20 protein-coding genes and 1 pseudogene are annotated in these 21465 nt (G+C 66.4%); 8 read left to right on the forward strand and 13 right to left on the reverse strand.

Translation table 11 applies throughout. From position 1 onward, the window contains the following. Positions 1-372: pseudogene (locus tag WBB14_RS12840) on the reverse strand (Smr/MutS family protein); the annotation flags it as partial. Beyond that, positions 359-1318 (reverse strand): thioredoxin-disulfide reductase, encoded by a 960-nt coding sequence (gene trxB / locus WBB14_RS12845; protein ID WP_424240157.1) that lies wholly within the window; start codon positions 1316-1318, stop codon positions 359-361. The pseudogene WBB14_RS12840 and the gene trxB, both read right to left, overlap by 14 nt. Positions 1319-1360: 42 nt before the next feature. Between trxB and WBB14_RS12850 the strand changes: the two genes are divergently transcribed. Continuing rightward, complete coding sequence (locus tag WBB14_RS12850) at positions 1361-3745, forward strand: DNA translocase FtsK (RefSeq protein ID WP_424240158.1); 2385 nt, start codon at positions 1361-1363, stop codon at positions 3743-3745. Next, the gene (lolA, locus tag WBB14_RS12855; RefSeq protein ID WP_424240159.1) at positions 3745-4368 is read left to right on the forward strand and encodes an outer membrane lipoprotein chaperone LolA; all 624 of its coding nucleotides are present in this window, start codon (positions 3745-3747) and stop codon (positions 4366-4368) included. Before WBB14_RS12850 ends, lolA begins: the two co-directional genes overlap by 1 nt. A 76-nt stretch (positions 4369-4444) precedes the next feature. Here the strand turns inward: lolA and WBB14_RS12860 are convergent, their stop codons facing one another. From WBB14_RS12860 to WBB14_RS12900, 9 genes are all read right to left on the reverse strand, one after another. Then, a complete protein-coding gene (locus tag WBB14_RS12860) occupies positions 4445-4882 on the reverse strand; it encodes a RidA family protein (protein ID WP_424240160.1) in 438 nt (145 codons plus the stop codon). Positions 4883-4934: 52 nt separating this feature from the next. Beyond that, on the reverse strand, positions 4935-6389 hold the full coding sequence (locus tag WBB14_RS12865) for an N-acyl-D-amino-acid deacylase family protein (protein ID WP_424240161.1): 1455 nt from the start codon (positions 6387-6389) through the stop codon (positions 4935-4937). Positions 6390-6402: 13 nt separating this feature from the next. Beyond that, positions 6403-7275: a MurR/RpiR family transcriptional regulator gene (locus WBB14_RS12870; RefSeq protein WP_424240162.1), complete on the reverse strand. Its 873-nt coding sequence runs from the start codon at positions 7273-7275 to the stop codon at positions 6403-6405. Between the two features lie 38 nt (positions 7276-7313). Further along, the gene (locus WBB14_RS12875; RefSeq protein WP_424240163.1) at positions 7314-8315 is read right to left on the reverse strand and encodes an ABC transporter ATP-binding protein; all 1002 of its coding nucleotides are present in this window, start codon (positions 8313-8315) and stop codon (positions 7314-7316) included. Beyond that, a complete protein-coding gene (locus WBB14_RS12880) occupies positions 8312-9319 on the reverse strand; it encodes an ABC transporter ATP-binding protein (protein WP_424240164.1) in 1008 nt (335 codons plus the stop codon). The genes WBB14_RS12875 and WBB14_RS12880 overlap by 4 nt, the downstream gene beginning before the upstream one ends. Before the next feature lie 2 nt (positions 9320-9321). Further along, the gene (locus tag WBB14_RS12885) at positions 9322-10197 is read right to left on the reverse strand and encodes an ABC transporter permease (protein ID WP_207468738.1); all 876 of its coding nucleotides are present in this window, start codon (positions 10195-10197) and stop codon (positions 9322-9324) included. A gap of 1 nt (position 10198) precedes the next feature. Next, a complete protein-coding gene (locus WBB14_RS12890) occupies positions 10199-11140 on the reverse strand; it encodes an ABC transporter permease (protein WP_332010558.1) in 942 nt (313 codons plus the stop codon). Between the two features lie 142 nt (positions 11141-11282). Beyond that, a complete protein-coding gene (locus WBB14_RS12895; RefSeq protein ID WP_424240165.1) occupies positions 11283-12842 on the reverse strand; it encodes an ABC transporter substrate-binding protein in 1560 nt (519 codons plus the stop codon). Positions 12843-12949: 107 nt separating this feature from the next. Then, complete coding sequence (locus WBB14_RS12900) at positions 12950-14221, reverse strand: amino acid deaminase (protein ID WP_424240166.1); 1272 nt, start codon at positions 14219-14221, stop codon at positions 12950-12952. Between the two features lie 153 nt (positions 14222-14374). On the opposite strand from WBB14_RS12900, the gene WBB14_RS12905 reads away from it, so the two are divergent. The 4 genes from WBB14_RS12905 to WBB14_RS12920 all read left to right on the forward strand — a co-directional run bounded on the left by WBB14_RS12905 (position 14375) and on the right by WBB14_RS12920 (position 18473). Beyond that, the gene (locus WBB14_RS12905) at positions 14375-15166 is read left to right on the forward strand and encodes a deaminated glutathione amidase (protein WP_424240167.1); all 792 of its coding nucleotides are present in this window, start codon (positions 14375-14377) and stop codon (positions 15164-15166) included. 83 nt (positions 15167-15249) lie between these two features. Beyond that, complete coding sequence (locus WBB14_RS12910; protein ID WP_207468734.1) at positions 15250-16590, forward strand: replication-associated recombination protein A; 1341 nt, start codon at positions 15250-15252, stop codon at positions 16588-16590. Positions 16591-16632: 42 nt separating this feature from the next. Next, positions 16633-17985, forward strand: coding sequence for a serine--tRNA ligase (serS, locus tag WBB14_RS12915; RefSeq protein WP_424240168.1), 1353 nt, complete (start codon positions 16633-16635; stop codon positions 17983-17985). A gap of 239 nt (positions 17986-18224) precedes the next feature. Then, on the forward strand, positions 18225-18473 hold the full coding sequence (locus WBB14_RS12920; protein WP_082400638.1) for a hypothetical protein: 249 nt from the start codon (positions 18225-18227) through the stop codon (positions 18471-18473). Between the two features lie 257 nt (positions 18474-18730). On the opposite strand, the gene WBB14_RS12925 is transcribed toward WBB14_RS12920, so the two are convergent. Together WBB14_RS12925 and WBB14_RS12930 are read right to left on the reverse strand one after the other, a co-directional pair. Continuing rightward, positions 18731-19063, reverse strand: coding sequence for a virulence factor (locus WBB14_RS12925; RefSeq protein ID WP_424240169.1), 333 nt, complete (start codon positions 19061-19063; stop codon positions 18731-18733). Between the two features lie 319 nt (positions 19064-19382). After that, positions 19383-19895 (reverse strand): hypothetical protein, encoded by a 513-nt coding sequence (locus WBB14_RS12930; protein WP_424240170.1) that lies wholly within the window; start codon positions 19893-19895, stop codon positions 19383-19385. Positions 19896-20086: 191 nt separating this feature from the next. Between WBB14_RS12930 and WBB14_RS12935 the strand changes: the two genes are divergently transcribed. Together WBB14_RS12935 and WBB14_RS12940 are read left to right on the forward strand one after the other, a co-directional pair. Then, on the forward strand, positions 20087-20284 hold the full coding sequence (locus WBB14_RS12935) for a hypothetical protein (protein ID WP_013391913.1): 198 nt from the start codon (positions 20087-20089) through the stop codon (positions 20282-20284). A gap of 66 nt (positions 20285-20350) precedes the next feature. Next, positions 20351-21465: amidohydrolase family protein (locus WBB14_RS12940; RefSeq protein WP_424240171.1), on the forward strand; the 1115-nt coding region annotated here is incomplete at its 3' end.

Below are 21465 nucleotides of genomic sequence, written 5' to 3' on the forward strand. Positions count from 1 at the left end.
GCGCAGGTTGCGGGCGGTGTCGGGCGCGGCGTCGCTGCGCACGAAGGCGGTGCCGCCTTCGGACAGCAGATGCGTGATTTCGCCGCCATCGGAGACGCCGGCGTCGGCGCGCGTCGGCGTTTCACCCAAGGCATTGGCGCGGCGCAGGGCGGGCGCGGGTTCCGCCACGGGCTTGTGTTCCACCCGGGCGGCCTGCTTGATCGGCGTGACCGACTTCATGGTGCGCTTGAACGCCACCATGTCGTCCACGGGGGCGGTGTCGGGCTTTTTCAGCACCGCCACCCGCTGGGCGAGGGCGGCGCGCTCGCGCTCGGCCTGCAGGTCTTTCTTCAGGCGTTTCAGGTCGGCCAGGCCGACCTTACTGCCCCGCATTCTCCAGCCACCGTTGTGCGTCCAGCGCGGCCATGCAGCCGGTGCCGGCGCTGGTGATGGCCTGGCGGTAGACGTGGTCCTGGACGTCGCCGGCGGCGAACACGCCCGGGACCGAGGTCATCGTGGCCATGCCGGACAGGCCGCTCTTGGTGACGATGTAGCCATCCTTCATTTCCAGCTGGCCCTGGAAGATCTCGGTGTTGGGCTGGTGGCCGATGGCGATGAAGGCGCCAGTGACCGTCATGTCTTCGGTGGCGCCGGTGTCCACGTGGCGTACGCGGACGCCTGTAACACCGCTGTCGTCGCCCAGCACTTCTTCCAGGGTATGGAACAGCTTCAGTTCCATATTGCCGTTCTCGACCTTGCTCATGAGCTTGTCGACCAGGATGGGTTCGGCGCGGAACTTGTCGCGGCGGTGGATCAGGGTGACCTTGCGGCAGATGTTCGACAGGTACAGCGCTTCTTCCACGGCGGTATTGCCGCCGCCGACCACGACCACGTCCTGGTTGCGGTAGAAGAAGCCGTCGCAGGTGGCGCAGCCGGACACGCCGCGGCCCATGAAGGCCTCTTCCGACGGCAGGCCGAGGTACTTGGCCGAGGCGCCGGTGGCGATGATGAGGGCGTCGCAGGTGTAGATCTTGCCGGTGTCGCCCGTGAGGGTGAACGGGCGCTTGGACAGGTCGACCTTGGCAATATGGTCGAAGAGCATTTCGGTGTTGAAGCGTTCCGCATGCTTCTGGAAGCGCTGCATCAGGTCCGGACCCTGCACGCCATCGGCGTCGGCCGGCCAGTTGTCGACGTCCGTGGTGGTCATGAGCTGGCCGCCTTGGGCCAGACCTGTAACAAGAACAGGGCTCAGATTGGCGCGTGCCGCATAGACGGCCGCCGTGTAACCGGCAGGGCCGGAACCGAGTATCAAAACTTTAGCGTGCGTAGGCGTGGACATGGGCGGGTATCTTTAGGTTAACGCCCAATTATAATGAGCCGCATGCCGCGTATCTCGACTGCTTCTCCGCGCGCCTCGCGCAACACCCGTAACGGGCCTTCCCCCCTGCAGACGCGCTTGTCCGCGCTGCTGCGTGAAGCCCGCTGGATCCTCTTCGCCGCCCTGGCGGCCTGGCTGACGCTGGTGCTGGCCACCTGGAACGCCGCCGACCCGGGCTGGTCGCATTCCGTCCCCGCCGGTGCCATCCACAACCGGGGCGGGACCCTGGGCGCCTATCTGGCGGACATCCTGCTCTATCTGTTCGGTTTCTCCGCCTGGTGGTGGGTGATCCTGCTGCTGCACCGGGTGCGGGCGGGCTACCGCCGCCTGGCCAGCCACCTTCGCGTTACCAATAGTAAACAGCCGGAAGTATTGCCCCGCGTCCATTGGGAAGAGGGCATCGGTTTCTTCCTGCTGTTGGTGGGGTCGCTGGGCATGGAAGCCCTGCGCCTGGCCAGCCGTGGCACGCATCTGCCCGGCGCCTCGGAAAACACCAGCGGCGCGGGCGGCGTGATCGGCCAGACGCTGGCCGACCTGATCGGCCGCAGCATCGGCTTCACCGGCAGCACGCTCGCCTTCCTGGTCATGCTAGCCATTGGCCTGAGCCTCTTTTTCTCGTTCTCGTGGCTGGCCATCGCCGAACGCGTGGGCTCCTGGCTGGAAGGCCTGGTGCGCCGCGTGCGCGATTCCTATGCCGCGCGCGAAGACCGTAAGGTCGGCGAAGTCGCCAAGGCCGTGCGCACCGAGCAGGTCGTGGCCAAGCAGGAAAAACTGGTCCATGAGCAGCCGGTCCGGATCGAACCGGCGATTACCGTGGTGCCCAAGTCCGAACGGGTCGAAAAGGAAAAGCAGCAGTCGCTGTTCTTCGCGCCCTCGGGCGGCGCCGAAGGCGACCTGCCGGCGATCAGCCTGCTGGATCCCCCCCTGACCAACCAGGAAACGGTGTCGGCCGAAACCATTGAATTCACCTCGCGCCTGATCGAAAAGAAATTGGCCGACTTCGGCGTGTCGGTCACCGTGGTGGCGGCGCAGGCCGGCCCGGTCATCACGCGCTACGAAATCGAGCCCGCCACGGGCGTGAAGGGCAGCCAGATCGTCAACCTGGCCAAGGACCTGGCGCGCGCGCTGAGCCTGGTCAGCATCCGGGTGGTGGAAACCATTCCGGGCAAGAACCTGATGGGCCTGGAACTGCCCAACCCGCGCCGCCAGATGGTGCGCCTGTCCGAGATCCTGGGCTCGCAGACCTACCACGCCAGCCATTCGGTGGTGACGATGGCGCTGGGCAAGGACATCGCCGGCAACCCGGTGGTGGCCGACCTGGCCAAGATGCCTCACCTGCTGGTGGCGGGCACGACCGGTTCAGGTAAGTCCGTGGGGATCAACGCCATGATCCTGTCGCTGCTGTACAAGGCGGACGCGTCCCACACCCGGCTGATCCTGATCGATCCGAAGATGCTCGAAATGAGCGTCTACGAAGGTATTCCGCACCTGTTGGCGCCCGTGGTCACCGACATGCGCCATGCCTCCAACGCGCTGAACTGGTGCGTGGGCGAAATGGAAAAGCGCTACCGCCTGATGAGCAAGATGGGCGTGCGCAACCTGGCGGGCTACAACACCAAGATCCGCGACGCGATCAAGCGCGAGGAACCCATCCCGAATCCGTTCTCGCTGACCCCGGATCAGCCCGAACCGCTGGCGCCGCTGCCCACCATTGTGGTGGTCATCGACGAACTCGCCGACCTGATGATGGTGGTGGGCAAGAAGATCGAAGAACTGATCGCCCGCTTGGCGCAGAAGGCGCGCGCCGCCGGCATCCACCTCATTTTGGCCACCCAGCGTCCCAGCGTGGACGTGATCACCGGCCTGATCAAGGCCAACATCCCGACGCGCATCGCGTTCCAGGTGTCGTCCAAAATCGACTCGCGCACCATTCTTGACCAGATGGGCGCCGAGACCCTGCTGGGCCAGGGCGACATGCTCTATATGCCGCCGGGCACCGGCCTGCCGGTGCGCGTGCACGGAGCGTTCTGCAGCGACGACGAAGTGCACCGCGTGGTGGAAAGCCTCAAGGCCCAGGGCGAACCCAATTACATCGAAGGCCTGCTGGAAGGCGGCTTGGACGGCGACGGCGGCGAAGGCGCCAGCAGCGTCACCGGCATAGGCGGTGATGCCGAATCGGACCCGATGTACGACCAGGCGTGCGAAGTGGTGCTCAAGCACCGCCGCGCGTCCATCTCGCTGGTGCAGCGCCACCTGCGCATTGGTTACAACCGTGCTGCCCGGTTACTGGAGCAGATGGAGCAATCGGGTATGGTGTCGGCGATGCAGTCCAACGGCAACCGCGAGATCCTCGTTCCCGCGGCCGCCGCCGCCCGAGAGGAAGCGTAATGATGATGTTCCGCCGACTGGCCGCCGTCGCGGCCCTGAGCCTGGCGCCCGCCATGGTGTACGCCGCCAGCGCGCAGGAGCAACTGCGCGCCTTCGTGGCCACGGTGACTTCGGCCACCGGTTCGTTCTCGCAGTACACGGTGAACAACCAGGGCCGCACGCAACCCGCCCAGACCGGCGTGTTCTCGTTCCAGCGCCCCGGCAAGTTCAAGTGGGCGGTGCAGAAGCCCTATGAACAACTGGTGGTGTCGGACGGCCGCCAGGTGTTCCAGTTCGATCCCGACCTGGCCCAGGTGACCGAACGCAAGGTCGACGCCGCCATCGGCACCTCGCCCGCCGCCATCCTGTTCGGCTCGGGTTCGCTGGAGCAGTCGTTCGACGTTTCGGCCCTGCCGTCCAAGGATGGGATCGATTGGCTGCGCGCCAAGCCGCGCACCGCCGACGCGGGCTTCTCGCGCGTCGACATTGGCATGAAGGACAACCTGCCCGTGCGCGTGGAACTGCTGGATTCGTTTGGCCAGACCACCCGCGTGGACCTGTCCGGCATCGCCGCCAACCCGCAGCTGCCGGCCAAGGAATTCCAGTTCGTTGCGCCCAAGGGTGTGGATGTGGTGAAGATGTGATGTGAAAAAGCCTGGCAACGCCAGGCTTTTTGATTAGATACACCCTTTTCCAAGGGGAAAAGCCTCCTCGGGGCAGCTAGCCCGCGTTAGCGGGCGCGGCGTGGGGGCGCTTGTACGCGATGCAGTCCACCTCGACCTTGGCGTCGACCACCAGTGACGACTGCACGCAGGCCCGGGCCGGCGGATTCTCCCCGAAGTACTCCTTGAATACTTTGTTGAACGACGCGAAGTCGCGCGCGTCGTCCAGCCATACGCCGCAGCGCACGACGTGTTCGGGGCCGTAGCCGGCTTCCTGCAGGATGGCCAGCACCTGCTGGATGGCCTTGTGCGATTGGGTCACGATGCCACCTTCGACGACTTCGCCGTTGTCCATCGGCACCTGGCCGGACACGTGCAGCCAGCCGTCGGCCGCGACCGCGCGGGCGAAGGGCATGTGCGAGCCGCCCTGGCCGGTGCCGCCGGCGACGCCGTAGCGGGTGATGCCGTTGCTGTCGGCGGTGGGAGCATTGTTCATGGTTCTCTCCTTGAAATGATGGCCTGTCTGGCGCCGGGCGTACGCCTGGCGCCTATTGGAAGTTCTTGCGCAGGTCGCCGCTGCGCGGCAGCCAGCGGCCGGCGCGGTCGCCGGTGGCTACGCCCTGGCGATAGGACAGGGCGCCATTGACCCAGACTGCCTCGATGCCGGCCGCGGTCTGCACCGGCTCGGCGAAGGTGGCGCGGTCGATGACCGTGGCCGGGTCGAACAGCACCAGGTCCGCGTGGTAGCCCTCGCGCACCAGGCCGCGCTCGGCCAGCCCGAAGCGGGAGGCGGACAGGCCGGTCATCTTGTGCACGGCCTCGGTCAGCGGGAACAGGCCCACGTCGCGGCTGTAGTGCCCCAGCACGCGCGGGAACGCGCCCCACAGTCGGGGATGCGGCATGGGATCGTTGGGCAGGCCGTCGGACCCCACCATGGTGAGCCGATGCGACAGCACGCGGCGCACGTCGTCTTCGTGCATGTTGTGGTACACCGCGCCCGCCGGCTGCAGGCGCGCGGCCGCTTCCAGCAGGGGCACGCCCCAGTCGGCGGCGATCTCGGCCAGCTTGCGGCGGGCCTGTTCCGGATGCGGCACGGACCAGGTGATATCGATGTCGAACTCGTCCGTGACCTGCTTCAGGTCCAGCGTGGACGAGCTGGCCGAATAGGGATAGCAGTCGCAGCCCACGTGCTGCAGGCGGCCAGCGGTCTCCAGCGCGGCCAGGACTTCCTTCGTGCGGCCCCAGTTGCCGGCCCCGGCGCACTTCAGGTGCGAGACCACCACGGGCACGCGGGCATGCTGGGCGATGTCGAAGGCTTCCTGCATGGCTTCCAGGATGGTGGCGAATTCCGAGCGCAGGTGGGTGGTGTAGAGCGCGCCGAATTCGTCCAGGGCCTCGGCCAGCAGCTTGACCTCTTCGGTGTCCGCGTCGAAGGCGGAGGCATAGGCCAGCCCGGTGCTCAGGCCGACGGCGCCGTGCGCCAGCGCATCGCGCAGCTGTGCGCGCATGGCCAGGACTTCGTCGCGCGTGGCGGCGCGGTCCAGCCGGTCCATGTGGTTGCTGCGCAAGGCGGTGTGGCCGACCAGCGCCGCCACGTTCACGGCAGGCTGCGCAGCCTCGATGGCGCGGGTGTAGTCGGCAAAGGTGGGGTAGCTGAAGTCCGCGCGGGACCCCAACAGGTTCATCGGATCCGGCGGCTCGCCGCGCAGGGCTACCGGCGAGGCGCTGATGCCGCAATTGCCCACCACCACGGTGGTGACGCCCTGGGAAAGTTTGGGCAGCATGTCCGGCGTGCGGATGACGTTGGTGTCGTCATGCGTGTGCACGTCGATGAAGCCGGGGGCCAGCGCCAGGCCTGAGCCGTCGATGATCTGCTGGGCCGCGGCGCCGGGCAGGTCGCCGATGGCGGCGATGCGGCCGTCGGCCAGCGCCACGCTGGCGCGGTAGGCGGCCTCGCCGGTGCCGTCCAGGACCAGCACATTGCCTATTAGGGTGTCGTACATCTTGTGTTCCAGTTCAATCGCCCAGCGGCAGGCGGTTCGGGCCGCCGCGGTGTTCGTCCAGCGCCAGCTTGATGCGGCGCAGGCGCTCTCGGTTTTCTTCTTGGTTCAGCATGGCCAGCTCGGTCGAGAGCAGGTCTATGGCCAGCATCATCGCGTAGCGCGATGCCGAGGGCTTGTAGATGAAGTCGGTCTCGTCGGTGCGGATGGGCAGCACCACATCGGCCAGCTCGGCGAGCGCGGAGGTCGCGTCGGTGATGGCGACGATGCGCGCCTGGTACTGCTTGACGATGCGGGCCGCGCCGACGATCTCCGGCGTGAGGCCCGAGGCCGACAGGATCAGCACGGCATCGCGTTCGTCCAGGGTGGCCGCGACCATGCGCAGCAGCACCGCGTCGCTGTAGACGGCGATGGGGTAGCCCAGCCGCACCAGGCGCGACTGCACTTCCTGCGCCAGCACGGCCGACGCGCCGCCCATGCCGAACACGTAGATCATGCGGGCGCCGTCGACGATGGCGGCAGCGGCTTCGAACAGCTGCTCGGTGAAGTTGGGCAGATGCGCGCGCAGCGTGCTTTCGATGTCGGCGTAGATGCGGGCGTAGAAGGTGCTTTCCTCGGCCGGTGCGCTGGGGTCGAGGAAGCGGCTGCCCACGGTGCTGGCCTGGGCCAGCTTGAGCTTCAGGTCGCGCGTGTCGTCGCAGCCGACGGTGCGCGCGAAGCGCGAGATGGTGGCGATGCTGACGCCAGCCTTGGCGGCCAGTTGGTCGACGGTGGCGCTGGCGCCCCAGATGATGTCGTCCAGGATGGCGTCGGCGACCTTGCGTTCGGTCACGCTCAGCGAGTCCCGCCGACTGCGTATCTGGAAGACGATGTCGCGGATGATGTTCATGTGGGCTTCCTGGGTCTCTGGTCTGGGCAGGGCGGCTATCAGGCGGCCAGCTCGGCATCGCCGATGCGCGAACAAGCCACGTAGTGGCCCGGGCCGACGCTGACGGCTTGCGCCTCGGTCGTCGCACAGCTGTCGATGGCATGCGGGCAGCGGGTGCGGAACACGCAGCCCGAAGGCGGATTGACCGGGCTGGGGATGTCGCCCTTGAGCAGAATACGCGAACGCGGGGCGCGCGGATCCGGCACCGGCGCGGCGGACAGCAGCGCGCGGGTATAGGGATGGCGGGGGCGGGCGTAGACCTCGCTGGTCGGGCCGCGTTCCATGACGCGGCCCAGGTACATCACCACCACCTCATCGCACAGGTAGTCCACCACCGCCAGGTCGTGGGCCACGAACAGCATGGTCAGGCCGAGGTCGCGCTGCAGGTCCTGCAGCAGGTTCAGCACCTGTGCCTGCACCGACACGTCCAGGGCCGAGACCGGCTCGTCGGCCACGATGAAGTCGGGCTCGACCGCCAGTGCGCGGGCGATGCCGATGCGCTGGCGCTGGCCGCCGGAGAACTCGTGCGGATAGCGGCGGCTGTGGTCGGCGTTCAGTCCCACGCGTTCCAGCAGTTCGCCGATGCGGGCCAGGCGGCGGTTCTGGGCGAGCCGGTGGGTGTCCAGCGCCTCGCCCAGGATCTCGGCCACCGTCATGCGGGGATTGAGGCTGGCGTAGGGGTCCTGGAACACGATCTGCATGCGGCGCCGCCAGGGCAGCATCTGCTTTTCGGACAGTTTGGTGATGTCCTGGCCGTCGAACAGGATGCGTCCGGCGGTGGGCGCGAACAGGCGCAGCAGCGCGCGGCCCGTGGTGGTCTTGCCCGAGCCGGATTCGCCAACCAGGCCGACGATGGTGTTGCGCGGCACGTCGAAGCTGACGCCGTCCACGGCTTTCACCACGGGGGCGTTGCGCGCCTGCGAGGTGGGAAAGTGGACTTTCAAGTCCTGGATCCGCACCAGCGGCTCTTCGGCGCGGACGGGGATGGGGATGCTCGTCATATCGGATTCACCTTGATGCAGCGCGCGCGGTGTTCGGCCTGTGCCGGCATGAGTTCGGGCACGGCCGAGCGGCAATCGTCGGCGGCCAGCGGGCAGCGCGGCGCGAAGGTGCAGCCGGGCGGCAGCGACAGCACGCTGGGCACGTTGCCGGGAATGGCGCGCAGGCGTTCGCCCGAAGCCAGCAGGGCGGCGGTGGGCAGACAGGACAGCAGGCCGCGGGTGTAGGGATGCGTGGGCTTTTCGAACAGGTCGTAGACGCCGGCGTCCTCGACCACGCGCCCGGCGTACATGACCGCCACGCGATGCGCGATTTCGGCCACCACGCCCAGGTTGTGCGTGATGAACAGGATGCTCATGTTCATTTCGGCCTGCAGCCGGCGCAGCAGGTCCAGGATCTGCGCCTGCACCGTCACATCCAGCGCGGTGGTGGGCTCGTCGGCGATCAGCACGGCGGGGTTGCAAGCCAGGGCCAGCGCGATCATCACGCGCTGGCGCATGCCGCCCGACATCTGGTGCGGGTACTCGTTGACGCGGCGGTCGGCCGCCGGGATTTCCACGCGCTCCAGCATTTCGCGGGCGCGCCGGAGCGCGGCGTCATAGGAGCCGCCTTCGTGTTGCAGCACGGCCTCGGCGATCTGGTCGCCCACCGTGTACAGCGGGTTCAGGCTGGTCATCGGCTCCTGGAAGATCATGGCGATTTCGGCGCCGCGGATCTTGCGCAGGGTGGCGGGCGTGGCCTGGGCCAGATCGTGCTGCGCGCCCTGGCGGTCGCGGTACAGGATCCTGCCGGCCTCGATGCGGCCCGCCGGCTTGGGCAGCAGGCCCATGATGGACAGGCTGGTCACGGACTTACCGGAACCGGATTCGCCGACGATGGCCAGCGTTTCGCCGCGGGCCAGGTCGAAGGTCACGCCGTCCACGGACTTGGCGATGCCGTCGCGGCTGTGGAACCAGGTCTTGAGCCCTTCCACGGAAAGCACGACGTCTCGGGTGCTTGCGGTCATGATTACAGCTCCTTGCGCAGGCGCGGATCGAGGACGTCGCGCAGGCCGTCGCCGACCAGTTGCAGCGACAGCACGGACAACACGATGGCGATGCCGGGGAAGATCATGATCCAGTCGGCCGAGCCCATGTATTGCTGGCCGGCGTTGATCATGGTGCCCCAGGTCGGGATGTCGGGCGACACGCCCACGCCCAGGAACGACAGGCCGGCTTCGGCCAGGATCGCGTAGGCGAAGATGAACGTGCCTTGCACCAGGATGGGCGACACCAGGTTGCGCAGCACGTGCACGGTGACGATGCGCCAGGTGGGCACGCCCAGCGCCCGCGCCGCTTCGACGAAGGGCAGTTCGCGGATCACCAGGGTCGAGGCGCGCACGATGCGGGCCAGGCGCGGCGTGTAGACGATGCCCAGCGCGATCACCACGTTGACCAGCGAGGGTCCCAGCGCGGCCACCAGCGAGATCGCCAGCAGGATGTCGGGGAAGGCCATCATGGCGTCGATCAGGCGCGAGACGAACTTGTCCGCGGTGCGGAAGAAGCCGGCGATCAGGCCCAGTGCGATGCCCAGGATGCTGGACACGATCACGACGGAAAAGCCCACCATCAGCGACAGGCGGCCGCCGTAGATGACGCGGCTGAACACGTCGCGCCCGAAGTCATCGGTGCCGAACCAGTGCGCGGCGCCCGGCGCCTTCAGCCGGTTCATGATGGACAGCTTGAACGGATCGTAGGGGCTGAGCCAGGGCGCCAGCAGGGCGGCGGCCACCAGCACGACGATCACGATCAGGCTGATCAGCACCGTCTTGCGCGACACCAGCAGGCGCAGCACCTGCCAGCGGTCGGCGCCTGCGGCGGAGTTGGCGGAAGTTGCGATAGCCATATTAGTAACGCACCCGAGGGTCGACCAAGAGGTACAGCAGGTCGATGAGGAGATTGATCAGGACATAGATGGCCGCGATGATCAGCAGCGCGCCCTGGATGACGGGGTAGTCGCGGCGCAGCACTGCCGACACCACCAGGCTGCCCACGCCGGGCAGGCCGAACACGGTTTCGGTCACGACCGCGCCGCTGATCAGCAGGGCGGTGGTCAGGCCCAGCACCGTCAGGATGGGGATCAGCGCATTGCGCACGGCGTGCTTCAGGATCACCTTGCTTTCCGGCAGGCCCTTGGCGCGCGCGGTACGCACATAGTCGTCGCGCAGCACGTCCAGCATGCTGGCGCGGATGAAGCGGGTGATCAGCGCCGAGTTCACCAGGCCCAGCACCACGGCGGGCAGGATCAGGTGCGACAGCCGGGTCATGAGCGAGGCGTCCGGTCCGCCGTAGCCGGCCACCGGCAACCAGCCCAGCTTGACCGAGAACACTTGCATCAGCAGCAGCCCCAGCCAGAAGCTAGGCACGCTGGAGGTGAACATCGAGAACGACAGCACCGATTGGTCCAGCGTGGTGCCGCGCTTGACCGCGGACAGGATCCCCACGGGGAGCGCGATGGCGCTGGCGATCAGCAGCGACATGAGCGTCAGCAGGATGGTGGGTTCGGCGCGGTCGGCCAGCGCCGACAGCACGGGCTTGTTCATGAAGATGGACTGGCCCAGATCGCCTTGGGCCAGCTTGCCCAGCCACGACAGGTACTGCACGGCAACCGGCTGGTCCAAGCCTAGTTGGGTGCGCAGCGCGGCGATGTCCTGCTGGCTGGCTTGCGGGCCCAGCATCACGGCGGCCGGGTCGCCGGGCGTGACGCGGATGATCACGAACACGATGGTCGCGACGATGAACATCACGGCCACCAGCCCGACCAGCCGGTTTAAGAGATAACGCAACACGATGGGTGTCCTAAAAAAGCGTCGTATCGTGGGGAGGGGGCGGCGCGCGCGATGGGATGCGCGCGCTGTGGGTCACGTGCTTGGTGGGTTGCGCGCGGCAGGCAGTCCGGTTCCGGCTTTTGCGCTGCCGCGTTGCGGCGTCTTACTTGGCGGACTTCCAGGCGTTCCAGAAGTACGGCCACGGCACGGCCTTGGTGCCTTGCAGCGACGGCGAGCGCGCCGCCTGGGCATTGAAGTCGCCGACCTTGATGAAGGGCACTTCGTCGTACACGGCCTGCTGCACGTCAGCCCAGCGCTTGATGCGTTCTTCCTGGCTGCGGGCCTGGTTGAAGGCGTCCAGCGTCTGGTTGCGGCGCGGCGTGTCCCACCAGCCCGGCGCGTCCTTGGACGGGAAGTCGATCAAGGCGGGTTCAGGCAGGAAGGGGCTGTGCGTAATGAAGACGTCCCACAGGGCCGGATCCTGGCGGCGTTGCGTCAGCGTGGCCCAGTCCACCACCTGCATGTCGACGGTGAAGCCGGCGGCCTTCAGGTACTCGGCGGCCACCAGGGCCATCTTGTAGTGGAACTCGTACTGCTGGCTGGTCAGGATGCGGATCTTGCGGTCCTGCACGTTGGCGCCGTCCACCAGTTTCTTGGCGCCGGCGGCGTCGCCCTTGTTGTAGACCTTGCCGCCCAGCGACGTGGCCCAGGGATAGCCCTCGGGATAGAGGTCGCCGTTGAGCTTGTAGAAGTTCTTGTCGCCGAACGCGGCGTACAGCATGTCTTCTTCGTTGAGCGCCAGCTGCACGGCCTGGCGGACCGCCAGGTTCGACATGATGCCCTGCTTGGTATTGAGCACCAGGCGTGGCCAACCGAAGGGCTTGAGCATCACCGGATCGGAGCGGCCGTTCTTGAGCTTGGGCAGCGATTCCACCGGCAGCGAGTCGACGTAGTCGAACTGCCCGGCCACCGCGCTTTCGACGCGGGTGTTGGCATTGCTGACCGGCACGAAGCGGATCTCGTCCAGGTACTGCTTGCGCGCGCCGCCGAAGCCGTCGGGCTCGCCTTCGCGCTGCTTGTAGCCTTCGAAGCGGACCAGCTGGATGTACTGGTCGGGCACGCGCGCCTTCAATTGGTAGGGGCCGGTGCCGACGAATTCGGTCAGGGCCGGAGCGATCTTGCCCTTGGGCATGATGACGGCGGCGCTGTTGTTCATGGCCAGCAGCGCGGTCAAGGGCGCATAGGGCTGCTTGAGCGTGATGCGGATGGTGTTGGCGTCCGGCGCTTCCATGCCGGTGATGATCTTGGCGGCCGTCTTGCCGCGCGTGGCGGTTTCGGTCCAGCGCTTGAGCGAGGCCAGCACGTCGGACGAATCCATCTTGGAACCGTCGTGGAAGGTGATGCCCTGGCGCAGCGGGATCGTGTAGGTCAGGCCGTCAGCCGAGACGTCCGGCAGCTTGTCGGCCAGCAGCGGCGTCAGGTTCCACTTGCCGTCGAAGGTGTACAGCGTTTCGAAGAAATGCTGGGTCAGGATGCCGACCAGGTCGGCCGTGCTGGTCATCGGATCCAGCGTGGGCGGCTCGCCTATGGTGGCAACCGAGATCGTGCCTCCCTTGATCGGCGTGGCACAGAGGGCGGGGGTCGACAATGCGGTCAAGCCAATTGCGCCGGCCAGCAGCAGGCTATTGAGCCCAGCGCCTCGCCGGGAGGTACGGAAGTTCATGATTCTCTCTCCAGAGGGTCAAAAACGGGTTTTGCTTGTAGTTGGATGAGTGCGCCGGGATCCCGCGATGCTTCCTGCCCCCGTTCCGGCACGGCGGGCAGGGACGTTCAGAAGAAGGTTTCGGCCACGTCGGTGACGCGGTATTGCTCGTCCACCAGCAGCACCTGGCGCCACTTGTCGAAGGTCAGGCAGGGGTGGGAGATGTCGAAGGCGATCATGTCGCCGACCTGGATGTCGTCGCCGGCGCCGATCTGCATGAAGGCGTGCTGGTCCATCATCGCGCTCAGCTTCCAGTGCGCGGGCGCCTGGCCGGGCGTGGTGTCGCGGCCCGGGCGGTACAGCGCGGCGGGCGTGGGCAGGCCGGCGTCGAAGGCGGCGTCGCGCTTGCCCATGGCCACGATGGCGCGGCCGGGTTCGGGCAGCGATTGCACATAGGCCCAAACCTGCAAGGCCGGCTGCAGGCCGGGTTCCATTTTCCGGGCCACCGGGTTGTGGGCGTTGATGCGTTCGGCGGCCGAGCGGTAGATGCCGACGTCGTGCGACAGGTAGCAGCCGGGGCGCAACACGATTTCCAGCGGCGCGCCGATGTCCAGCTGCGAGAACTCCTCGGCCACCACGTCGAACCAGGCCGAACCGGCGCCCGAGATCAGGGCCGGGCCGTTCGTGCGCAGGCGGCCGGCGGCGGCGAGGCTGCGCAGGGAGTCAGTGGCGCGGCGCAGGAAGGCGCGGATCGCGTTTTCTTCCTGCAGCACGCCTTCGTAGACTTCAATACCGGCCAGGGCCAGGCCGGGCCATTTGCCGATCTCTTCGGCCAGCGCCTGCAATTGGGCGTCGTCGCGCACGCCAGTGCGGCCGCCTTGCGGGCCCAGTTCGATCAGCACCGGCAGGGTCAGGCCCTGTTCGCCGAAGTAGGCGCCCAGCTGGGCCGCGTTGGCGGGCGTATCGACGATGCAGAAAAAGGTGAAGGCCGGATCGCGCAGCAGGCGGGCGATGATGGCCATGTTGGCGCGGCCCACTAGTTGGTTGGCCATCAGGATCCGGCGGATGCCGTGCTGGTAAGCCGCCTGAACCTGCGGCGCCGTCGCCAGCGTGACGCCCCACGCGCCGCCTTCGATCTGGCGCCGGAACAGCGCCGGGCTCATCGTGGTCTTGCCGTGCGGCGCCAGCTTGACCTTGTACGCTTCCATGAAGCGCTGCATCCATTGCAGGTTGTGGCGCACGCGGGCCTCGTACAGCACCGCCACGGGCAGGCTGACGTCCTCGTTGAGCAGATTCCAGTTCAGCGCCGCCACGCCGGCGGTGGTACAGGATTCCGGAAAGGCGCCCAGGCCTTTGCCGTTCACGTCCAGGGGGGCTGCGGGAGAGAAGGAATTCGTCATGGGGCGCCTGCTGTGGAAAATATTTACGTCAAAACCTGTTTTTTTCATTATCGTGAAAAGAATTTACAAACGGGAGTTAGGAGTTTCCCGTAGTCGGCGTAGTCGGGCGCTTGGCGCGACAATAGGAAAAATCTCCGACACAAGGAAAGCGTCATGCTGAAAGTTGCTTTGGGCCAGTTCGCCGTCAGCCGCGTCTGGGAAGAGAACGCCCAGGTCTGCATAGACCTGATGGAACGCGCCCGCGCCGGGGGCGCTGGCCTGCTGGTCCTGCCTGAAGGCATCCTGGCCCGCGACATCACTGATCCGCAGATCGTCCTGAAGGCCGCCCAGCCGCTGGATGGCCCCTTCATGAGCCGGCTGCTGGAAGCCAGCCGCGGCTCGCAGCTCGCGACCATGATGTGCGTGCACGTGCCGACCGGGGAAGGGCGCGTCTGGAACACGCTGGTGACGCTGCGCGACGGCCAGATCCTGTCGCAGTACCGCAAGCTGCATCTGTACGACGCCTTCAACATGAAGGAATCCACCAACGTCACGCCCGGCGCCGACATCCCGCCGCTGCTGGACATCGGCGGCCTGCGCGTCGGCCTGATGACCTGCTATGACGTGCGTTTCCCCGAACTGGCGCGGCGCCTGGCGCTGGACGGCGCGGATCTCCTGGTGTTGCCGTCCGCCTGGGTCCGCGGCCCTTTGAAAGAGATGCATTGGGAAGTGCTGGTCACTGCGCGGGCGCTGGAAAACACCTGTTATGTAGCGGCCACGGGCGAATGCGGGGAGCGCAACATCGGCTGCAGCATGGTGGTGGACCCGCTGGGCGTGGTGACGGCGCGCGCTGGCGAGGCGCCAGCGCTGGTGTTTGCCGACGTCGACCCCGAGCGCCTGGCCCATGCCCGCAAGGTGCTGCCGGTGCTGGAGAACCGGCGCTTCGGGCTGCCGGGGCTGGCCTAGGGCTGCACCAGGGGCGGGGCAGACTTGCGGCCATGGTGTAATGCTGACTTGAATTACTTGCTGTCTCCCCTCATCTTCTGCCAATGAGCAACGATCTCTTCGCGGCCGATCCTGCGCATCGGCCCTATGTGCCCCTGGCTGAACGGCTGCGCCCGCGTACGCTGTCCGACGTGGTCGGGCAGTCGCACCTGCTGGGGCCGGACAAGCCCCTGCGCGTCGCATTCGAGTCGGGCCGCCCGCACTCCATGATCTTCTGGGGGCCGCCGGGAGTGGGCAAGACCACGCTGGCGCGGTTGATGGCTGACGGCTTCGACGCGCAGTTCATCGCCATCTCGGCGGTGCTGGGCGGGGTCAAGGACATCCGCGACGCGGTCACGGTGGCCCAGATTGCGCAAGGCCAGGGCCGCCGCACCATCCTGTTCGTCGACGAGGTGCACCGCTTCAACAAGGCGCAGCAGGACGCGTTCCTGCCCTATGTGGAAAGCGGGCTGTTCACCTTCATCGGCGCCACCACCGAAAATCCTTCGTTCGAAGTCAATTCGGCATTGCTGTCGCGGGCGCGGGTGTACGTGCTGCAATCGCTCACGGCCGAGGAACTGCAGCAGCTGGTCGATCGCGCCGTGCAGGCCCTGAACGACGGGCTGGAAGAGGGCGAGCGCATCCATGTCGATGCGGACGCGCGCGAACAGCTGGCGGCCTGGGCCGACGGCGACGCGCGGCGCCTGATCAGCGCGGTCGAAGTGGTGGCCGAATCGGCCCAGGCCGCCGGCCGCGACACGGTGGACGCGGCCTGGCTGGAGATTTCGCTGTCGCAGAACCTGCGCCGCTTCGACAAGGGCGGGGACGCGTTCTACGACCAGATCAGCGCCCTGCACAAGTCAGTGCGCGGCTCCAATCCCGACGCCGCGCTGTACTGGTTCTGCCGCATGATCGACGGCGGCGCCGATCCCAAATACCTGTCGCGCCGGCTGGTGCGCATGGCGGTGGAAGACATCGGCCTGGCCGATCCGCGCGCCACCGACCTGGCCGTGAACGGCGCCGATATCTACGAGCGGCTGGGTTCGCCGGAAGGCGAGCTGGCGTTGGCGCAGGCGGTGGTCTACATGGCCTGTGCCGCCAAGTCGAACGCCGTCTACAACGCCTACAACCAGGCGCGCAAGTTCGCGGCCGAGCACGGCAGCGCGCCGGTGCCGATCCACTTGCGCAACGCGCCCACCAAATTGATGAAGCAGCTGGGCCACGGCAAGGCCTACCGCTATGCCCACGACGAGCCGCATGGCTACGCCGCCGCCGAGCAATATTTCCCCGATGGACTCAATCCCTCCTTCTATCGGCCGACCGATCGCGGCCTGGAGGCTAAAATCCAGCAAAAGCTGGCATTCCTGCGCGAGCTGGACGCTCAGGAACGCGCCAAGAAACGGTAACGGGCTGTGCCCGTTGCTTCACGCAACCTCACCGATATCACCATGCTAGACCCGATACTGCTGCGCAAAGACCTGCAAACCGTCGTCGACCGCCTCAAAAGCCGTGGCGTGTCCTTCGACACGGAACGGTTCAATGAGCTGGAATCCCGCCGCAAGGCTGTCCAGACCGAAACCGAGTCCCTGCAAGCCCGCCGCAACGCGCTGGCCAAGCAGATCGGCCAGCTCAAGGCCAAGGGCGAGGACGCCAGCGCCGTCATGGCGGAATCCCAGGCCGTGCCCGAGCGCCTGAAGCAGCTCGAAGAGGAGCTGGCCGCTTTGCAGCAGCCGCTCAACGAATTGCTGATGTCGGTGCCCAATCTGCCGCACGCCAGCGTGCCGCTGGGCGAGTCCGCCGACGAGAACGTCGAGGTGCGCCGTTGGCTGCCCGGCGCGGCCGGCGCCGACGGCAATCCGCCGGCCCTGGCGTTCGAGGCGCGCGACCACGTCGCTATCGGCGAACCCCTGGGGCTGGATTTCGACATGGCCGCCAAGCTGTCCGGCGCCCGCTTCTCGTTCATGCGCGGCCCCATCGCGCGCCTGCACCGCGCGCTGTCGCAGTTCATGCTGGACTTGCAGACCGGCACGCACGGCTATACCGAGTGCTACACGCCGTACATCGTCAATGCCTCGACGCTGTACGGCACGGGCCAGCTGCCGAAGTTCAAGGACGACATGTTCGCCGTGTCCAAGGGCGGCGGCGACGACGATCCCAAGGTCGATGACCAGGGCAAGCCTTATGTGCGTGAAGACCAGTACCTGATCTCCACCTCGGAAATCACCCTGACCAGCGTGGCGCGCGACACCATCCAGGCCGCCGCCGACCTGCCGCTCAAGCTCACCGCGCATACGCCGTGCTTCCGTTCCGAAGCCGGCAGCGGTGGCCGCGATACCCGCGGCATGATCCGCCAGCACCAGTTCGACAAGGTCGAAATGGTGCAGATCACGCAACCCGATCAGTCCTACCAGGCGCTGGAAGACATGGTCGGCCACGCCGAGCGCGTGCTGCAGCTCTTGGGCCTGCCGTACCGCGTGGTGCTGCTGTGCACCGGCGACATGGGTTTCGGCTCGGCCAAGACCTATGACCTGGAAGTCTGGCTGCCGGCGCAGAACACCTGGCGCGAGATTTCCTCGGTGTCGAACTGCGAGACCTTCCAGGCCCGCCGCATGCAGGCGCGTTTCCGCAACGCCCAGGGCAAGCCGGAATATGTACACACGCTGAATGGTTCGGGCTTGGCCGTGGGCCGCGCGCTGGTCGCCGTGCTGGAAAACCATCAGCAAGCCGACGGCAGCGTGCTGATTCCGGAAGCGCTGCAGCCTTATATGGGCGGCCTGACGGTATTGAATCCGACGGCGTAAACCTCAAGCGATACAGCCTGTCGATCCGTCATTTGGCGGAGTAAAAGACGGAGCCTCCAGGGCTCCGTTTTTTTTATTATCTGTACATATTCCTGTCGCCTCAGGCTATTAACCTCCCGGCGAGAATGCTTGATTTTGATGTGAGCAATTGTGTATTCCAATAAAAGGGCCGGATAGTTACGGCACAATACGCCCCGTGTGCTACACGCTTCATTCACTTAAATAACAAGGAGTTGCCCATGACTTCAAGAATGATTGGAGATTTTCGTGTGAGATGCTCCGTGGCTCAGGAGGACGAGCAGGGTTACCGTGTGCAGATATGGACCCGCCGAGTTGGCGGTACCGCGCCGGAAAAATGCTGGACCGTCCCAGGCCAGGCGCCGTTTTCGAGCCTGCACGAAGCCGAGCAGGAAAGCCTGCAGCTGTTTCAGGGCATCAACGGCGTGCGTTTCAACGGTGAACCGGAGTTTGCCCATGCGTCCGCATAATGGTTGGTGGCGGTCGTCGAGCGAGCCCCGCCGTTGGATCGATCTCGTTCAGGAAGCGCCGCGGTGGAGCGATGGCAAGGCCAGCAATACCCCGCAGCAACCGGCCGTGCTGGCCGGCAAACCCGTGCAGGCCCCCGCGGCCTGAGGCACTTTCCGCACGGCACCGGACATTGCCGCGCAGAAAAAAAGGCCACTCGCAGAGTGGCCTTTGTCTTTTCTGGTGCCAGCAGGCTTGCGCCTGGCGGCCGTCGCGCGGCTCAATCGTCGCGATCATGTCCGCGGCCGCGGCCATGATGATGATCGTGCCCGCGGCCGCGTCCATAGTAATAGCCGCGGTCGTAGTAGCGGCCGCCGCCGCGGTAATAAACCGGCGCCGGGTAAACCACCGGAGGCGCAACATAAACGGGCGCAGGGCGGTAATACACGGGAGGCGGGGGCGCCACATATACGGGCTGCGGCGCGACGTAGACCGGCGCGGGGTACATGATGCCCGGCACGCCGATCGAGATACCGACGTCCACGCGAGCCAGGGCGACGCTGGAGATCAGCAGACCAGCGGCGCCAGCACCAGCGATAAGCCATTTTTTCATGTTGCACCTGCCTGCTGCATGACGCAGCAAAGTTGAGTATTCGGTGATGCCATTTTCGGGCTTTTTGGTCAGGCAGAAGTAAGCGGGCCGGCGTCAATCGCGACAATCCGCAACCGTCCCCGCAAAGGCGGCATGCGGCTTGCTGCCCCGCAGCAGCCATTGCCCGCTCTGGAGCCGCCGTGATTGAAATCGATTGAAATCGCCTGGAATCAGGTGAAGTCAGGCGGGCAAGTTACAGGCGGTCACCATCCGCCCCTGTTTCCAGGTAACGGCGTTGCGCCGGCGCACCAGTTTTCCGCGCGGGCAAGGGTAAGCCGCTCTAGGCGTCCTGTTCGCCGTCGGCCTGCTGGCGGCGGAATTCGACTACCCATACCCAGGGGTTGGCGGCCCAGGCATGCGAGCCGTAGCGCTCGCACCAGGTCAAGGCAAACGCCGTTTGCAGCGGCACGCCCGGCAGCAGGGCGGAGCTTTGATACAGGGCAGGCGTGCCTTCGGCGCGGGCATCGGCCTCGGACAGGGTCTGCAGGCGTTGGATGCGCACCCCCACGATGACGGCGGTGGCGAAGGTATTGCCGGCTTCATCGGTCAATTCGATGCTATCGCCGGATTTGCCATAAGGACACCTGACCCAGCTGGAGGTCTTGCGCAGTTCGGACGGGTGATCCAGCGAGGGGCCCATGGCCACCCATCTGCCGGAATCCGCGGCATCGGCATACCAGACCGTGGTCAGCTTGGTGGGCTGCGGCTTCAGGATGCGCCGGCTCTGTACTTTGTGGCCGTCCAAAACAGCTTGTTTAAGCGGCTCGCTGAATTGAAGAGACTGCCTTTTCATACGCTCGCGGTTCCTCTTACGATCAAAGCATATGCGCCAATGCGGCGACAGCCGGGTCGACGCATGCCTACGGTGCGGGCGGTTTGGGCCTGGAATCGGGAAGTATGCCGCCTCGTGCCCATCATGTCAGGCATGGCCTGGATATTTGTGTCTTTTTGAATACGGCGCGGGGATGTTTGTATACTCGAAACATGACTACGAACCTGCATGATCTCAAGCCGGGTTACTACTGGTACACCATGGCAAACGACCCGCTGGCCATCATTCATATCCATGAGGATGGCGGCGCCACGCTGATGGGTACGGATTACCGTATCGGCGCCGAAGGCGTGGCCGACATGGTCCGCCAGGGCGAGCGTTTTTTCTGGATAGAACCGCCTCAAGCCTGATTTGACGGCGCGTGCCGCCTGGTCTGCGCAACGCCGGCCGCCGCGCGCGGCGCCTGGAAGCCTGCCATGACCGATCTGTTGTTGAAAAATGTCCGCACGCCGCAAGGCGCTGCGGTGGACGTGCTGGTGCGCGATGGGCGCATCCAGAATATAGAGTCCGGACGCCGCGCCGAGCCCGGCGTGCCTGTCGAGGACGGCGCGGGCGCCTTGCTGCTGCCAGGCCTGGTCGAAGGCCATACGCACCTGGACAAGACCACCTGGGACTCGCCCTGGTACGTGAACCAGGTGGGGCCGGCGTTGACCGACCGCATCGAGAACGAGCGCGCCTGGCGCGCCCGCAGCGGCCATGACGCGGCCAGCCATTCGCGCGCGCTGGCGCTGGCCTTCCTGCGCGAAGGCACGACCCGCATCCGCACCCACGTAGACATCGATACCGACGCCGGGCTGCGTCACCTGGAAGGCGTGCATGCCACGCGCCAGGAACTGGCCGGACGCGTCCAGATCCAGACCGTAGCCTTTCCCCAGTCGGGTCTCCTGATCCGGCCCGGCACCGCCGAGCTGCTGGACCAGGCCCTGGCGCAGGGCGCGGACGTGTTGGGCGGACTGGATCCATCGGCCATAGACCGCGATCCGGCGAAATCGCTCGACGTGTTGTTCGGTATTGCCAGCAAGCACGGCAAGCCCATCGATATCCATCTGCACGAGCCGGGAGAACTGGGCGCGTTCACGCTGGACCTGATCCTGGACCGGGTGCAGGCGCTGGGTATGCAGGGCAAGGTCGTCATCAGCCACGCCTTCTGTCTGGGCGGGGTGGACGCGAAGCGGCTGGACGGCCTGTTGCGGCGGCTGGCCGCGTTGGATGTGGCCTTGCTGACCACCGCGCCGCCGTCGCGGCCCGTACCCGCCGTGCGCGCCTGCCGCGAGGCAGGAGTGACGATCTTCGGCGGCAACGACGGCATCCGCGACACCTGGACTCCCTACGGCAGCCCCGACATGCTGGCGCGCGCCATGCTGATCGGCCTGCGCAACGACTTGCGGCGCGACGACGAGGTCGAGTGGGCTTTCGACTGCGTGGCCGCGGCAGCGGCCCGCGCCTGTGGGTTTACGGACTATGGCCTGGCGCCGGGCGCGCGCGCCGACCTGGTGCTGGTCGACGCCAGCTGCATCGCGCAGGCCGTGGC

The organism is Achromobacter sp. (assembly GCF_049647645.1).
Taxonomy (GTDB): Bacteria; Pseudomonadota; Gammaproteobacteria; order Burkholderiales; family Burkholderiaceae_B; genus Achromobacter.

Bases quoted from the DNA above. Each gene is read 5' to 3' on its own strand.
- trxB (WP_424240157.1), bottom strand. From the start codon at position 1,318: ATGTCCACGCCTACGCACGCTAAAGTTTTGATACTCGGTTCCGGCCCT.
- WBB14_RS12850 (WP_424240158.1), top strand. From the start codon at position 1,361: ATGCCGCGTATCTCGACTGCTTCTCCGCGCGCCTCGCGCAACACCCGT.
- lolA (WP_424240159.1), top strand. From the start codon at position 3,745: ATGATGATGTTCCGCCGACTGGCCGCCGTCGCGGCCCTGAGCCTGGCG.
- WBB14_RS12860 (WP_424240160.1), bottom strand. From the start codon at position 4,882: ATGAACAATGCTCCCACCGCCGACAGCAACGGCATCACCCGCTACGGC.
- WBB14_RS12865 (WP_424240161.1), bottom strand. From the start codon at position 6,389: ATGTACGACACCCTAATAGGCAATGTGCTGGTCCTGGACGGCACCGGC.
- WBB14_RS12870 (WP_424240162.1), bottom strand. From the start codon at position 7,275: ATGAACATCATCCGCGACATCGTCTTCCAGATACGCAGTCGGCGGGAC.
- WBB14_RS12875 (WP_424240163.1), bottom strand. From the start codon at position 8,315: ATGACGAGCATCCCCATCCCCGTCCGCGCCGAAGAGCCGCTGGTGCGG.
- WBB14_RS12880 (WP_424240164.1), bottom strand. From the start codon at position 9,319: ATGACCGCAAGCACCCGAGACGTCGTGCTTTCCGTGGAAGGGCTCAAG.
- WBB14_RS12885 (WP_207468738.1), bottom strand. From the start codon at position 10,197: ATGGCTATCGCAACTTCCGCCAACTCCGCCGCAGGCGCCGACCGCTGG.
- WBB14_RS12895 (WP_424240165.1), bottom strand. From the start codon at position 12,842: ATGAACTTCCGTACCTCCCGGCGAGGCGCTGGGCTCAATAGCCTGCTG.
- WBB14_RS12900 (WP_424240166.1), bottom strand. From the start codon at position 14,221: ATGACGAATTCCTTCTCTCCCGCAGCCCCCCTGGACGTGAACGGCAAA.
- WBB14_RS12905 (WP_424240167.1), top strand. From the start codon at position 14,375: ATGCTGAAAGTTGCTTTGGGCCAGTTCGCCGTCAGCCGCGTCTGGGAA.
- WBB14_RS12910 (WP_207468734.1), top strand. From the start codon at position 15,250: ATGAGCAACGATCTCTTCGCGGCCGATCCTGCGCATCGGCCCTATGTG.
- serS (WP_424240168.1), top strand. From the start codon at position 16,633: ATGCTAGACCCGATACTGCTGCGCAAAGACCTGCAAACCGTCGTCGAC.
- WBB14_RS12920 (WP_082400638.1), top strand. From the start codon at position 18,225: ATGACTTCAAGAATGATTGGAGATTTTCGTGTGAGATGCTCCGTGGCT.
- WBB14_RS12925 (WP_424240169.1), bottom strand. From the start codon at position 19,063: ATGAAAAAATGGCTTATCGCTGGTGCTGGCGCCGCTGGTCTGCTGATC.
- WBB14_RS12930 (WP_424240170.1), bottom strand. From the start codon at position 19,895: ATGAAAAGGCAGTCTCTTCAATTCAGCGAGCCGCTTAAACAAGCTGTT.
- WBB14_RS12935 (WP_013391913.1), top strand. From the start codon at position 20,087: ATGACTACGAACCTGCATGATCTCAAGCCGGGTTACTACTGGTACACC.